11 protein-coding genes are annotated in these 14,096 nt (G+C 65.2%); 9 read left to right on the top strand and 2 right to left on the bottom strand.

Going from position 1 to position 14,096, the window contains the following annotated elements:
• Positions 1-6 precede the first annotated feature (6 nt).
• Positions 7-3,324: a bifunctional lysylphosphatidylglycerol synthetase/lysine--tRNA ligase LysX gene (lysX, locus tag SHTP_RS14165; RefSeq protein ID WP_096370931.1), complete on the bottom strand. Its 3,318-nt coding sequence runs from the start codon at positions 3,322-3,324 to the stop codon at positions 7-9.
• A gap of 428 nt (positions 3,325-3,752) precedes the next feature.
• Between lysX and infC the strand changes: the two genes are divergently transcribed.
• The 4 genes from infC (at position 3,753) to SHTP_RS14145 (ending at position 5,930) form a co-directional block, all read left to right on the top strand.
• Complete coding sequence (infC, locus tag SHTP_RS14160; protein ID WP_081435700.1) at positions 3,753-4,340, top strand: translation initiation factor IF-3; 588 nt, start codon at positions 3,753-3,755, stop codon at positions 4,338-4,340.
• Positions 4,341-4,370: 30 nt separating this feature from the next.
• Positions 4,371-4,565: a 50S ribosomal protein L35 gene (rpmI, locus tag SHTP_RS14155; protein ID WP_011739748.1), complete on the top strand. Its 195-nt coding sequence runs from the start codon at positions 4,371-4,373 to the stop codon at positions 4,563-4,565.
• A gap of 70 nt (positions 4,566-4,635) precedes the next feature.
• Positions 4,636-5,025 carry a 50S ribosomal protein L20 gene (rplT, locus tag SHTP_RS14150; protein ID WP_012394192.1) on the top strand — a complete coding sequence of 130 codons (390 nt, stop codon included), beginning with the start codon at positions 4,636-4,638 and terminating at the stop codon, positions 5,023-5,025.
• 119 nt (positions 5,026-5,144) lie between these two features.
• Positions 5,145-5,930, top strand: a complete 786-nt coding sequence (locus SHTP_RS14145; RefSeq protein WP_096372471.1) for a TrmH family RNA methyltransferase — start codon at positions 5,145-5,147, stop codon at positions 5,928-5,930.
• A gap of 3 nt (positions 5,931-5,933) precedes the next feature.
• Here the strand turns inward: SHTP_RS14145 and SHTP_RS14140 are convergent, their stop codons facing one another.
• Entirely contained in the window at positions 5,934-6,974 is a 1,041-nt protein-coding gene (locus SHTP_RS14140) for an oxygenase MpaB family protein (RefSeq protein WP_096372470.1), read from the bottom strand.
• 353 nt (positions 6,975-7,327) lie between these two features.
• Here SHTP_RS14140 and SHTP_RS14135 point away from each other — a divergent pair, with 353 nt between their 5' ends.
• The 5 genes from SHTP_RS14135 (at position 7,328) to pheT (ending at position 13,873) form a co-directional block, all read left to right on the top strand.
• On the top strand, positions 7,328-8,269 hold the full coding sequence (locus SHTP_RS14135; RefSeq protein ID WP_012394195.1) for a PE family protein: 942 nt from the start codon (positions 7,328-7,330) through the stop codon (positions 8,267-8,269).
• 110 nt (positions 8,270-8,379) lie between these two features.
• Entirely contained in the window at positions 8,380-9,291 is a 912-nt protein-coding gene (locus tag SHTP_RS14130; RefSeq protein ID WP_197706249.1) for an adenylate/guanylate cyclase domain-containing protein, read from the top strand.
• Positions 9,292-9,300: 9 nt separating this feature from the next.
• Entirely contained in the window at positions 9,301-10,083 is a 783-nt protein-coding gene (locus tag SHTP_RS14125; protein WP_096370929.1) for a rhomboid-like protein, read from the top strand.
• A gap of 257 nt (positions 10,084-10,340) precedes the next feature.
• Positions 10,341-11,384 carry a phenylalanine--tRNA ligase subunit alpha gene (gene pheS, locus SHTP_RS14120; RefSeq protein ID WP_096370928.1) on the top strand — a complete coding sequence of 348 codons (1,044 nt, stop codon included), beginning with the start codon at positions 10,341-10,343 and terminating at the stop codon, positions 11,382-11,384.
• Positions 11,384-13,873, top strand: coding sequence for a phenylalanine--tRNA ligase subunit beta (gene pheT, locus SHTP_RS14115; protein ID WP_096370927.1), 2,490 nt, complete (start codon positions 11,384-11,386; stop codon positions 13,871-13,873). Before pheS ends, pheT begins: the two co-directional genes overlap by 1 nt.
• The last annotated feature ends 223 nt before the right edge of the window (positions 13,874-14,096 follow it).

The raw sequence follows: 14,096 nt of genomic DNA, 5'->3' as shown, positions 1-14,096 counted from the left end.
CTGGGATTAGTGCGGCTTGGCCAGCGGGAACGGGAGCGTTTCACGGATGCTGCGCCCGGTGATCAGCATGACGACCCGGTCGACGCCCATGCCGAGGCCCCCGGTGGGCGGCATCGCGTATTCCATGGCCTGCAGGAAGTCTTCGTCGAGCTGCATCGCTTCGGGATCCCCGCCGGCGGCGAGCAAAGACTGTTCCTCCAAGCGGAGCCGCTGTTCGACGGGGTCGGTGAGCTCGCTGTAGGCGGTACCAAGCTCGACGCCCCAGGCCACCAGGTCCCAACGTTCGGCGATTCCGGGCTTGCTGCGATGCGGCCGGGTCAGCGGGGACACCGAGGTCGGGAAGTCGAGGTAGAACGTCGGCTGCTCGGTGCGGCTCTCCACCAGGTGTTCGTAGAGCTCCAGCACCACCGCGCCGGCATCCCACTGCGCCCGATAGGGGATGCGTGCGGCGTCGGCCAGCCTGCGCAGGGTGGCCAAGTCGGTATCGGCGTCGATCTGCTCACCGAGGGCCTCTGACACCGCGTCGTGCACGGTCTTGACCGTCCAGACCCCCGAGATGTCCACCGGTTCGAGGCGGCCGCCGCCGGCCGGGCGCATCGCGACGGGTGCACCGTTGGCGGCCTGGGCGGCGTTTTGGATCAGCTCGCGGCAGCTGTCGATCCATACCCGGTAGTCGGCGTGCGCTTGATAGGCCTCCAACAGGGTGAACTCCGGGTTGTGGCTGAAGTCGACGCCCTCATTCCGAAAGGCCCGGCCGAGTTCGAAGACCCGTTCCACCCCGCCGACGCACAGCCGCTTGAGATACAGCTCCGGCGCGATGCGCAAGAACAGGTCCATGGAGTAGGTGTTGATGTGGGTGATGAACGGGCGGGCCGTTGCGCCGCCGTGTACCTGTTGCAGGATGGGTGTCTCGACCTCGATGAACCCCTTGGCGGACAGGGTTTCTCGGACGGAGCGCAGCACCGCGCTGCGGGCCGTGATGAGGGCGCGTGACTCGGCGTTGACAGCGAGGTCTACGTAGCGGGTCCGCACTCGGGCTTCGGGATCGGTCAACCCCTTCCACTTGTTGGGCAAGGGGCGCAGGCACTTACCGATCAGACGCCAGCGGCGCACGATCAGTGATCGCGTTCCGGTCTTGCTCGAACCCATCTGCCCGGTCATCTCGACCAGGTCACCAAGGTCTATGGCCGCGTTGAAATCCGCGGCGCGGCCCTGCTCGAGTCGCGAGTTGTCCAGCAGCACCTGAATCTCGCCGCTCCAGTCGCGCAAGTGCGCGAACAGCACTCCACCGTAGTTGCGTACCCGCAAGATCCGCCCGGATACCGACACGCTCGCCTGGTCGTCGGCGTCCATCGCTTGCGCGACTGTATGAGTGGGCGGTTCGCCCACCGGATAGGCGTCAATGCCGCTGCTGCGCAATTTCTTCAACTTGTTCAGCCGCACCCGGACTTGCTCGGGCAGCCGACGTTGGGGGTCGTCGCCGTCGGCAATTGCCGATTGCCGCAGCCCGCTGACGTCGGGCGCCGATCCGTCATGGTGCAACAAACCGGTGGCCGCCAGCCGTTCGGGGACCGCGGGATGGTGACCGGTGTGCACCTTGTCGCGCCGGCTGAATGGCAATACCAGGAACCCCTCGGCGATCACGGAGGCGACACCCACCTTGGGGATCACCCGCGCGTCCTCATAGCAGGCGTAGCGGGGCACCCATTGCGGCTGATACTTCTGGTTGGATCGGTACAGCGTCTCGATCTGCCACCACCGGGAAAAGAAGACCAGCAGCCAACGCCACAAGCGGGCCACCGGCCCGGCGCCCAATTGGGCGCCTTGCTCGAAAGCCGACCGGAACATCGCGAAGTTCAGCGAGATGCGGCTGATGCCGAGGCCTTCGGCGCGCAGCGCCAGTTCGCTGACCATCAGCTCGATGGTGCCGTTGGGCGATTGCGGAGAACGTCTCATCAGGTCCAGGGAGACCCCGCTGGTACCCCAAGGCACCAGCGACAACATCGCCACTACCAGGTCGTCGGGGTCAAGCGCCTCGACCAACAAGCAGTCGGTGTCGGCCGGGTCGCCGAGGCGGCCGAGCGCCATCGAGAAGCCGCGCTCGGATTCGGTGTCGCGCCAGCCGTCGGCGCGATCGATCGTCTGTTCCATTTCGGCGTCGGAGATATCCCGGTGACGCCGGATGCGCACCGTCAGACCGGCGCGACGTGCCCTGGTCACGGCTTGGCGCACGCCGCGCATGTCGGGGCCGGACAGCGTGAAATCGGCGGGCACAAAGATCGCCTCGTCGCCGAGTTCAAGCGCGTTCAAACCCGCCTCGCGATATGCCTTGGCCCCTTGTGAACTGGCCCCCATCACACCGGGCGACCAACCATAGGTCTGGCACAGCCGTAGCCATGCGTCGATCGCTTGCGGCCACGACCGCGGGTCGCCTACCGGATCGCCACTGGCCAGGCAGACACCGATTTCGACCCGATAGGTGATGGCGGCACGGCCGATGGAGGCGAATATCACCGACTTGTCGCGACGGGTCGCGAAGTAGCCCAGCGAGTCGCTGTTGCCGTACAGCTCGAGCAACCCCCGGATGGCCGACTCGTCCTCGCCGGTCAACGCGTTGTCGGCACGCTGGGACTGAAACAGCACGATGGTGGCCGCAATTAGGGCGAGAGCGCCGAACAAGCCGAACATGGCGTTGAGGAAGACGTGCGGCCGGCCGGTGAACAGGTCGGGATCGGCCAGGGCGAAGCCGATCACCCGGTTGGCCACGTAGGGCAAACGGTCGTGCGGCGCGAGGGATCCCGGAAACAGCTCGACCAGGCCCCAGGACACCAGGATTCCGATCGCACCACCGGCCACCAGCACCGCGGCCGCCTTGAACAGTGCACCCCTGCGGACCTTGGCCCAGAACTGCCGATATCCCAGCACCAGCACGACGATCGCCACCACGTGTACTGCGAACCCGAGGTTTTCGCCGAAGTTCTGGGCCGCGGTGTTGCCGCCCGCGGCGATGTCGGCGGCGTTGAGGAAAGCCGCCAAGACGACGTTGGTCAGCAGCAGTAGCCAGGCGATCCGTTTACGCGCGGCCAGGGCCGCCGCCAGCAGTGCCAGCACAAAAGACCAGGCGAAGCTGGTGTCGGGAAAATTGAACAGATAACTGTTGATGAATTCTCGGGGAACCTTGATGATCCACCGAACCAGCGGCGAAATGCTGGCCAGCAGTGACAGGGTCGCGATGACCCCGACGGCCCAGCCAGCGGCGGCCGGAACCCAGTCATACCGAGAGATGTGCCTACTCTGCACCGAGCGAGGCTTTGTGACGGTCACAGACCGCGAGGATATTCCTTATGAACCGGAAAATCCCGGCGAAGTGGCAGCCGAGTCCTACCGCCCTGGTGCGCGCGGGTCGGCGGCTGGGTGAGCACATTGTCCGGGTAGAGCGTCGTGGCTGCTAGACTGACGGTCGCACCATCCCGGCGAAGGCCAGGGACAGTTAAGTGGAGTCCCACTCCCACCGCTAGCCACGAGAACTTTCTCGGTTTTCAAGGTTGTGCGGTCCGGTCACAGGCATCACGAAATTGCCTGTTCTGCGTGTGACGCAGGCGGCTGCAGTAGTCACTACTGGGCCCGCGATCGGTCGGCATTGGGCCCTGCTAGCGCAGGGCTTTTTTGCTGATGGCTTGGCATTCCACCGCGCTGATTCCCGCCCGTCCGGGCTCTGACCGCCGTGGAATAAGACCAACCAGGGAGGCCCCATCAGCACTGAGACCCGCGTCAACGAGCGCATTCGCGTACCTGAAGTCCGATTGATCGGCCCAGGAGGGGAGCAGGTAGGCATAGTGCGTATCGAAGACGCACTCCGCGTCGCCGCGGATGCCGACCTCGACCTTGTCGAAGTTGCCCCGAACGCCAGACCACCGGTCTGCAAGATCATGGACTACGGCAAGTACAAGTACGAGGCGGCGCAAAAGGCGCGTGAATCCCGCCGCAACCAGCAGCAGACCGTTGTCAAAGAACAGAAGCTGCGGCCGAAGATCGACGACCATGATTACGAGACCAAAAAGGGCCACGTGATCCGCTTCCTGGAGGCGGGATCGAAGGTCAAGGTCACCATCATGTTCCGCGGGCGCGAGCAGTCCAGGCCGGAGTTGGGCTACCGACTGCTGCAGCGGCTGGGCGCCGATGTCGCCGAGTACGGGTTCGTCGAAACCTCCGCCAAGCAGGACGGGCGCAACATGACGATGGTGCTGGCACCGCACCGTGGCGCAAAGACACGTGCCAGGGCCCGGCATCCTGACGACCCCGCGGCCCATTCGGCCGACGGTGACAACCAGCCGAACTAACTCGTTAGCGAATACCAGAACTGAGGAAAAATGCCCAAGGCTAAGACCCACAGCGGGGCCTCGAAGCGCTTCCGGCGTACCGGTACCGGAAAGATTGTCCGGCAGAAGGCCAACCGTCGGCACCTGCTCGAGCACAAGTCGAGCAAGCGAACCCGGCGCCTGGATGGCCGCACCACGGTGGCCGCCAACGACACCAAGCGAGTCAAATCGCTGCTGAATGGCTAACCCGCCGTCTCAAAGACCGGCCGGCGCCAGCACCTGACCAACCACGTCCGAATGAGAGTAGGAACAACCCATGGCACGCGTTAAGCGGGCAGTTAATGCCCACAAGAAGCGGCGCTCAGTCCTAAAAGCCTCGAAAGGCTATCGCGGCCAGCGGTCGCGGCTCTACCGCAAAGCCAAAGAGCAGCAGCTGCATTCACTGAACTACGCCTACCGTGACCGTCGCGCGCGCAAGGGCGAGTTCCGGAAATTGTGGATCTCGCGCATCAATGCGGCCGCGCGTGCCAACGACATCACCTACAACCGGCTGATTCAGGGGCTCAAGGCCGCTGGCGTCGAGGTGGACCGCAAGAACCTGGCTGACATCGCGATCACCGATCCGGCGGCGTTCACCGCGCTGGTCGATGTTGCCCGCGCTGCGTTGCCGGAGGATGTCAACGCCCCCTCCGGAGAGGCTGCTTAACCTGGCGACGATGCGGGCTGTGCCCGGCCCGACGAGGAGCCGGGCACTTTCGTCGCTATCCGGCGACCGCGTATGCCGTGCACGAATCTGAGCGGAGCCGGCCCACCGGCCCCGCTCAGATTCTCACCGAGCGCTCGGCCAGGGTTTCGGCAGCGGCAAAATTGCAGCGCCACGTGGGGCGTCGCCGCACGAGCCGCTTTCTCGCCGAAGGGCCTAACCTCGTCGAGGCCGCGGCGGCGCGCGGGCTGATCCGCGAGCTGTATGTCACCGAGGCCGCCGAGCAACGGCACGAGCCGCTGCTAGCCCGGCAGGATGCGCCGGTCTATGTGGTGACAGAGCGTGCCGCAAAGGCTTTGTCCGACACCGTTACCCGAAGCGGCCTCGTTGCCGTCTGCGAGATGCCGACGACCGGATTGGCGGAGGTACTCAGCGGTGCGCCGCGGCTGGTTGCGGTGGCCGTCGAGATCGGCGAGCCGGGCAACGCGGGCACACTCATCCGCATTGCCGATGCCATGGGGGCCAACGCGGTGGTTCTGGCCGGCAACAGTGTCGATCCCTATAACGGGAAGTGTTTGCGCGCATCGGCCGGCAGCATCTTTGCGATTCCCGTCATCGTCGCGCCTGACACCAGCGCAGCGCTTGGTGCGTTACGTGGGGCCGGTCTACAGGTGCTGGCCAGCGTGCTAGACGGTGAGAAGTCCCTCGACGACATCGACCAACTGCTCGAAGCTCCCACCGCGTGGCTGTTCGGCCCGGAAGCACACGGATTGTCGGCCGAGGTCGCTGCTGCGGCGCATCACCGCGTCCGCATTCCGATGTCTGGGGGAGCGGAGAGCCTCAACGTGGCCGCGGCCGCGGCCATTTGTCTGTATCAGAGCGCCCGGGCATTGAGCAGCGATCGCTGATTCCTAGGCCGCGGTCGTGGTGCGACTCCGACCGCGAGCGGGCCGCAGCCCGGCGATCGAGAGGGTGCTGTGGACCAGCGATCCCGCCCGTTCGAGCAATACCTTGGCCGGGTGGGCGCGTGGCGGGAAGTAATGCATGGGCAGGCCACGGCGATCCGATGGAGGCGCCATGAAACTGGGAGCCTCGACCAGTGGAGCGTCACGTTTGACTCGTCCCTCAGCCCGTCGGTAGGCGGCCAGCGCCCGGGGGTGTAGCCGGATCTCATCGGGCACCGCCAGAAACGCCAGCTCGACGGCCTTGCCGAACAATCGCAACAACACCTCGTCGCCCTGGGTCCAGTGCATGCCCGCCTTCTCACGGACGGCCGGCTCGAACAGGCCGGCGGCAATCCAGCGCTGACCGGCCACCAGCGGTCGGAACAGCTGGTCCCAGATGCCTGTGGGCATGAGTACGAACTTCGGCTTGGGGATGCGCATATTGAAAATGTCGAGGGTGGCCTGATTGATCTCGAGTTCGTCGCGGCCCACCCGCTCCCAGAAATCCTGAAAGTCTTCCCACGTCTCGGGTACCGGGCGCATGCTCATCCCATACATCCGGTACCACTGCACGTGCTCGTCGAACAACTGGCGCTTCTCGGCCTCGGTCAAGCCACCGCAGAAGTATTCGGCCACCTTGACCACCAGCATGAAGAACGTGGCATGTGCCCAGTAGAAGGTTTCCGGATTGAGTGCGTGGTAGCGACGTCCATCGGCGTCCACGCCCTTGATGGTTCGGTGATAACCCTTGATCTGCTGTCCGGTCTGGGCGGCGCGGTCGCCGTCGTAGACCATACCCATGATGGGGTAGACCGACCGGGCCACCCGCTGCAGTGGCTCGCGGAGCAGGATCGAGTGTTCCGTGACGCCAGCGCCCAGCTCGGGATACATGTTTTGGATCGCGCCGATCCACACGCCCATCATCCCGGTGCGCAGGTCGCCGAAGTACTTCCAGGTCAGCGAGTCTGGCCCGAGCGGGTTGGCCGCTGGCGGAGAGGTGGCTGTCATCACGGCCTCCATGCGTTCAATTTGCGCTCACGATAGGCGGTGACAACGCACGTTGTCTACGGTTTCGGCGGATATCCGGCGATGGTGTTACCGAGTGTCCACAGTGGTGTAGCAACGGCGTGATCAGCCTGTTTGTTGTCCAGAAATTCGGTCCCGGCCGCTCCCGTGAGGGCCGCTGACTGGCGGTTGGGGCGGCACCTGAACCGTGGCTGGCCGACATCGCGGGTAGCGGAAATCCGGCCTCGGGGAGAGCTCCCAAGAAATTGTTATAAACAGGACGTTTGCTCGGCTGTACACTAACTTTCGCGGTGTTTAGCTGGTGAATCTTTTGGTCAATCAAGGGAGACAGAGCTATGTCGTTTCTGAACGTGGCGCCCGAAATGGTGGCCGCAGCGGCCGACAATGTGGAAAGCATTGGCTCGGCCCTAACTGCGGCCCAGGCTGCTGCCGCGGCACCGACGATCGAGCTTGTCGCACCCGCGGCCGATGGAGTTTCGATAGCCGTCACCGCTGCATTTGGGTCGGCCGCCGAGGAGTTCCAGGAGCTGGGCGCCCAGGCAGCCGCGTTTCATGAGCAGATCGTCGCCCTGTTGAACACCGCCGCAGCCGCGTATGCCGGCGCCGAAGCCACTGCCAAGCAGGCGTTACTCGGTGTGGTCAATGGGCCAGCCCAGGCGCTACTGGGGCACTCATTGGTTGGGCCGACCGCAGGCGGCTACACCGCCGCCGCGGCCGACGGGACCAGCGGTGGCGTTGTCGGCGCGTTGCTCGGTGACCCACTGTTGGGCGTGCCGTTTAGCGCTCCCTACAGCTTCGATACTCCATTCGGTCCGGTGGCCCTGACGCTGAACGGGACAGCCTCGCCACTGGGAGAAGTCGTCATCGACTCGGGATCGCTCAACGTCCCCCTCCCGCTCCGGCTCGGGGTGAACGCGCTCGGCCCGGCGATCACCACGGCTGCTGCGCTGCAGGCCAGCGGCACGGCATTTTCGGGCGCGGTGCAAAGTGGGGACCTGCTAGGGGCGGCCGGTGCCCTGCTGACAGCTCCCGGCAGCGCGGTGAACGGCTTCCTGTTCGGCCAAACCGCAATATCGCAGATGGTTCCCGCGCCGGACGGGTCTGGATACACGTCGGTGGATGTCAGTGTCCCGGTTGGGGGTCTGCTGGCTCCCACCAGCGTCGCTACGCTCACGTTGACACCGACTAGTGGTGCGCCGACCGCCATTCTCTTGGACGGAAGCAAGTTTGGTGGCCTGATCACGGGCCTCTTGGATGACTTCGTGCCCGGTTTCTAGACGTGTCCAACGCCTCAGATCCACGGTGATCTGGGCGTTTGTTCGGAGGGTGTGACACACCCGCTTGGCTGTCGTTGCCTGGGTCAGCCACCACCACCTACCCTTGCGAGGTGGAAGTCGGCGCTGACAACGGGGATCCCGGCGTGCCCGATGAGACGGCGATCACGCTGGCTGCGACTGCCCCGCGTCGACGCTCTCCGGTCGAGTGGCTGAGATCCACGAACCACAGTCCTGGTGTGGTGGCTTTCGTCCGACGAGCGCGGCGATTATTGCCCGGCGATCCTGAGTTCGGTGATCCGCTATCCACCGCCGGTGACGGCGGTCCCCGTGCCGCGGCGCGGGCCGCCGACCGGCTGCTGGGGGATCGCGATGCCGCATCGCGGGAGGTCAGCCTGAGTGTGCTTCAGGTGTGGCAGGCGTTCACCGAGGCGGTTTCGCGCCGGCCGGCGAATGCGGAGGTGACGCTGGTCTTCACCGATTTGGTGGGTTTCTCGACGTGGTCGCTGCAAGCCGGCGACGACGCGGCCCTGAAATTGCTGCGGCAGGTGGCGCGGGCCGTCGAGCCGCCGTTATTGGATGCCGGTGGACATATCGTCAAGCGCTTGGGTGACGGGATCATGGCGGTGTTCCGCAACCCCACCGTCGTGGTGCGTGCCGTCCTGATTGCTCAAGATGCCCTGAAAGCTGTTGAAGTGGAGGGCTATACGCCGCGAATGCGAGTCGGTATCCACACCGGCCGACCGCAGCGGCTGGCGGCTGACTGGCTCGGAGTCGACGTCAACATCGCAGCTCGGGTGATGGAACGCGCTACCAAGGGCGGCGTCATGATCTCGAGCCCCACCCTGGACTTGATCCCACAAAGCGAGTTGGATGCCATGCGCGTCGTCGCCAAGCGGGCACGCAGGCCGATGTTTGCCAGCAAGCTAACCGGGATTCCGCCGGACTTGGCGATTTATCGCCTCACCACTCGTAAAGACCTGGCAACTATTGGTGACACCGCGGACACAGATTTGCAGGCATAGTAGAAGGCAATGACTTACGCGATTCAGTGGATTTTCGCCATCGTGTGCCGGCTCGCGCGGGCCCGCTTCACGGTCAGCTACCTAGCGGCGCTCGCCTCGGTGAGCATCGCAATGCTGATGCTTGGTCCGCAGGCTCACGAGCGAGTGATTCGCCATGCCAGCACCAACCTGCACAATCTGGCGCATGGCCGCTTGGCAACCCTGTGGAACAGCGCCTTCCTCATCGACGAGGGTCCGCTCTACTTCTGGCTCCCGTGCCTGGCCTGTCTGCTCGCCCTTGCCGAGCTCGACTTGCGCACCGCGCGGCTTACCGTCGCGTTTTTCGTCGGCCATCTAGGGGCGACGCTACTAGTAGCGGCGACGCTTGCCGGTGCGGTCGAGTTCGGTTGGTTGCCCGTTTCGATCGCCCACGTCAGCGACGTCGGTATGAGCTACGGCACGCTGGCGGTGTTGGGGGCGCTTACCGCGGCAATTTCGCGACGGTGGCGGCCGGTGTGGATTGGCTGGTGGGTTGCCCTGGGCTTGGCGGCTGCGGTCGCCGGCGGCGATTTCACCGACTCGGGTCATGCCGTTTCGTTGTTGCTGGGCATGCTGGTGACCGCGCGCTTCAGGCACCCGATTCGCTGGACTCCCGCGCGCTACGCGTTACTGATGGTCTCGTCGGGGTTCGGTTTCCTGCTATTGGCACATACCCGCTGGACATCGGCGAGTGGGATGGCGCTGGGGGCGGTGGGTGCGTTGGTCGCATACGGCTTGGCGCGCTGGACAACGATGCGGGTCGCGTCGGCTTAGGCGCAGCGCCGACCGGTAGTGAATGTCTGGGTACAGTGGGGTTCGCTGAAGCGAACCGATCATGACTTATGATCGGCATCTGCGTCGCACCCGTGCCGTGACCCCACCCCGCGATGACGTGGGTCCTTTGAGGACCCACTTGTTGGACGGGGGACGGACTGAGGTGGGTGGCCCCCTGCGGGGTACAAGCACCACTCCCGTGCGGGGGGAAGCCAGGCAGCTATACCCAACCTCGTCAGCAAGGAGAGTGTCGCCGCGTGGGTGATCAACCCGTCGACCTTTCGCCGCAAGGATTGGCGAACGTAGTCAAACTTGCCCATCAGGCCTTTGCTTCGGTCGACAACCTGGAGGCATTGGCACGCGCCAAGACCGAGCACCTCGGCGACCGCTCGCCGCTGGCGCTGGCCCGCCAATCCTTGGGCACGCTTCCCAAAGAACAGCGCGCGGACGCCGGTAAGGCGGTGAACCTCGCTCGCGGTGACGCGCAGTGCAGCTATGACGAACGGTTGGCGGTCCTGCGGGCCGAACGTGACGCGGCCGTGTTGGTGGCCGAGCGCATTGACGTCACATTGCCGTCGACCCGGCAGCCGACCGGCGCGCGGCACCCGATCACGATATTGGCCGAGCACATCGCCGACACCTTCATCGCGATGGGATGGGAGCTGGCGGAAGGGCCGGAGGTCGAGACCGAGCAGTTCAACTTCGATGCTCTGAACTTTCCGCCTGATCACCCCGCGCGCAGCGAACAAGACACCTTCTACATCGCGCCGGAGGATTCTCGGCAGTTGCTGCGGACCCATACCTCGCCGGTGCAGGTACGGACCTTGCTGGAGCGCGAGTTGCCGGTCTACATCATTTCAATCGGGCGGACATTCCGAACCGACGAGCTCGATGCCACCCACACGCCGGTGTTCCATCAGGTAGAGGGTCTTGCCGTGGACCGTGGGCTGACCACTGCGCACCTACGCGGAACGCTGGATGCCTTTGCCCGCTCGGAATTCGGGCCACTGGCGCGCATCCGAATTCGGCCGCACTTTTTCCCATTCACCGAACCCTCCGCCGAGGTCGATGTATGGTTTGCCAACAAGAAGGGCGGAGCTGACTGGGTGGAATGGGGCGGCTGCGGAATGGTGCATCCAAACGTGTTGCGGGCCGCGGGAATTGATCCAGAAGTGTATTCAGGATTTGCATTCGGTATGGGTCTTGAGCGAACGCTGCAGTTCCGCAATGGAATTCCAGACATGAGGGACATGGTTGAAGGCGACGTCCGGTTCTCGTTGCCGTTCGGGGTTGGTGCCTGATGCGTGTCCCTTATAGCTGGCTGCGTGAGGTTGTTGCGGCCGGTGCGCCGGGGTGGGATGTCTCGCCGGAGGAGCTCGAGCAGGCGCTGGTGCGCATCGGCCACGAAGTCGAAGCGGTGACTCCGGTGGGACCTGTGACCGGGCCGTTGACCGTTGGCCGCGTGATCGAGATTGAAGAGCTCTCCGGGTTCAAGAAGCCGATCCGTGCCTGTAGTGTCGACTTCGGTGAGGGCGAGGGCCGCGAGATTGTTTGTGGCGCAACCAACTTTGCGGTTGGTGACCTGGTCGTAGGGGCCCTGCCCGGCACCATCTTGCCCAGTGGATTCGAGATCGTCGTCCGCAAGACCTATGGCCGCAAATCAAAGGGGATGATGTGCTCGGCGGCCGAACTCGGTCTGGGGGCTGAGCATTCCGGGATCCTGGTGTTGCCGCCCGGAACCGCCCAGCCTGGGGCAGCGGCCGCCGACATCCTGGGTTTTGATGACGTGGTCTTCCATCTGGCCATCACCCCCGACCGTGGTTATTGCATGTCGATCCGCGGTTTGGCCCGTGAGATCGCGTGCGCATTCGACCTGGACTTTGTCGATCCCGCCGATGTCGCACCGTTACCGGCCGAGGGCGAAGCATGGCCGTTGAACGTGCACCCCGAGACCGGCGTGCGCCGGTTTGCGCTGCGTCCCGTCACCGGCATCGACCCGGGTGCTGTGTCGCCATGGTGGCTGCAACGCCGGCTGTTGATGTGCGGTATGCGCGTGACCTCGCCGGCAGTGGATGTGACCAACTACGTGATGCTGGAACTGGGTCACCCGATGCATGCGCACGACCGCAACCGGATCAGCGGGGCGTTCAGTGTGCGCTTTGCCTGGCCCGGGGAAACCGTGGTCACTTTCGACGATGTGGAACGCCGGCTCGATCCCACCGACGTGCTGATCGTCGACGAGGTCGCGACCACCGCGATCGGGGGCGTCATGGGCGCGGCCAGCACCGAGGTGCGCGGCGGTTCCACCGATGTGCTGCTCGAGGCGGCGATATGGGACGCCGCCGCGGTATCACGCACGCAGCGGCGACTGCACTTGCCCAGTGAGGCGGCGCGCCGGTACGAACGGTCGGTTGACCCCGCAGTTTCGGTGGCCGCTCTGGATCGCTGTGCGGCGCTGCTCGCCGACATCGCCGGGGGAGCGGTGTCGCCGTCGCTGACTGACTGGCGGGGTGACCCGCCGCGCGATGACTGGTCGCCACCACCGATCCGGATCGATGCTGACCTGCCGGATCGGTTTGCGGGAGTGGTCTACGGCCCGGGCACAACAGCCCGGCGGCTGGCCCAGATCGGTGCTGAGGTGCTTGTCGGTGACCAGGCGGCGTTGACCGTGACACCGCCAAGTTGGCGACCGGACCTTCAGCAGCCCGCTGACCTCGTTGAGGAAGTGATGCGGTTGGAGGGGCTCGAGGCTATTCCCTCGGTGCTGCCCTCCGCGCCAGCGGGTCGCGGGCTGACCGCTGGCCAGCGGCGCCGCCGCGCGATCGGAAAGTCGCTGGCACTGTCCGGATTCACCGAGATCCTGCCGACGCCTTTTCTGCCCGCCGGCGTATTTGACCTGTGGGGGCTGGCCGCCGACGATCCGCGACGGGCGACGACAAATGTTGTCAATCCATTGGAGGCCGACCGTCCCCAGCTGGCCACGACATTGCTTCCCGCGCTGCTTGAGGCACTGGGGCGCAACGTCTCCCGGGGTCTGGCAGATGTCGCGCTCTACGCCGTGGCGCAGGTGGTCCAGCCAACTGATCAGACTCGCGGCATCGAGCTAATTCCCGTGCACCGCCGGCCCACCGACGGGGAGATTGCCGCGCTGGATGCGTCCCTGCCCCGCCAACCACAGCACGTCGCTGCGGTGCTGACTGGCCTACGTGAACCGCGGGGACCGTGGGGCCCGGGTCGCGCCGTCGAGGCCGCCGACGCCTTCGAAGCGGTGCGTATCATCGCGCGCGCCAGCGCCGTCGACGTGATGCTGCGGGCTACGCAACACCTGCCGTGGCATCCGGGGCGATGCGCGGAGGTGCTCGTCGGTGAAGCCGTCGTCGGTCACGCCGGCCAGCTGCATCCCGCGGTGATCGAACGGGCCGGCCTGCCGAAGGGGACCTGCGCGCTCGAGCTAAATCTCGACGCGATACCCATTGTCGAAACGCTGCCAGCACCGCGGGTTTCACCCTTTCCCGCGGTGTTCCAGGATCTCAGCCTGGTGGTGGCCGCCGACGTCTCGGCACAGATGGTTGCCGATGCCGTCCGAGACGGTGCCGGAGATCTGCTGGAGGATCTGCAGCTGTTCGACGTCTTTACCGGCCCGCAAATCGGGGACGACCGAAAATCGTTGACCTTCGCGCTGCGGTTCCGCGCACCGGATCGCACGCTGACCGAAGACGACGCGAGCGCGGCACGCGACGCCGCGGTGCAATGCGCTGCCCAGCGAGTCGGCGCCGTGTTGCGCAGCTGAACGATTGACCAGGCGTCGGGTGACCCGGCCACATCCACCCGAGCCGGGGGCACTTTCGTGCCGATTCGCCACGGCCCCCGCACCGGTGCCTTCTGATTCCGCACGCTCCTGTCCGGTTCCGTAGTGAATGCTGTCAGTTCGCTTCGACTTTCGCGCACGTCGCCGTTGCCGCACTAGTTTTGTTCCTGCCTGGTGACCAGCGGTCATCGTCGCAGCGGAGCGA

This window comes from Mycobacterium ulcerans subsp. shinshuense (genome assembly GCF_002355775.1).
Lineage (GTDB): Bacteria > Actinomycetota > Actinomycetes > Mycobacteriales > Mycobacteriaceae > Mycobacterium > Mycobacterium marinum.
Note: the sequence above shows the minus strand (reverse complement) of the source record. Positions and strands in the feature narration are given on the sequence as shown.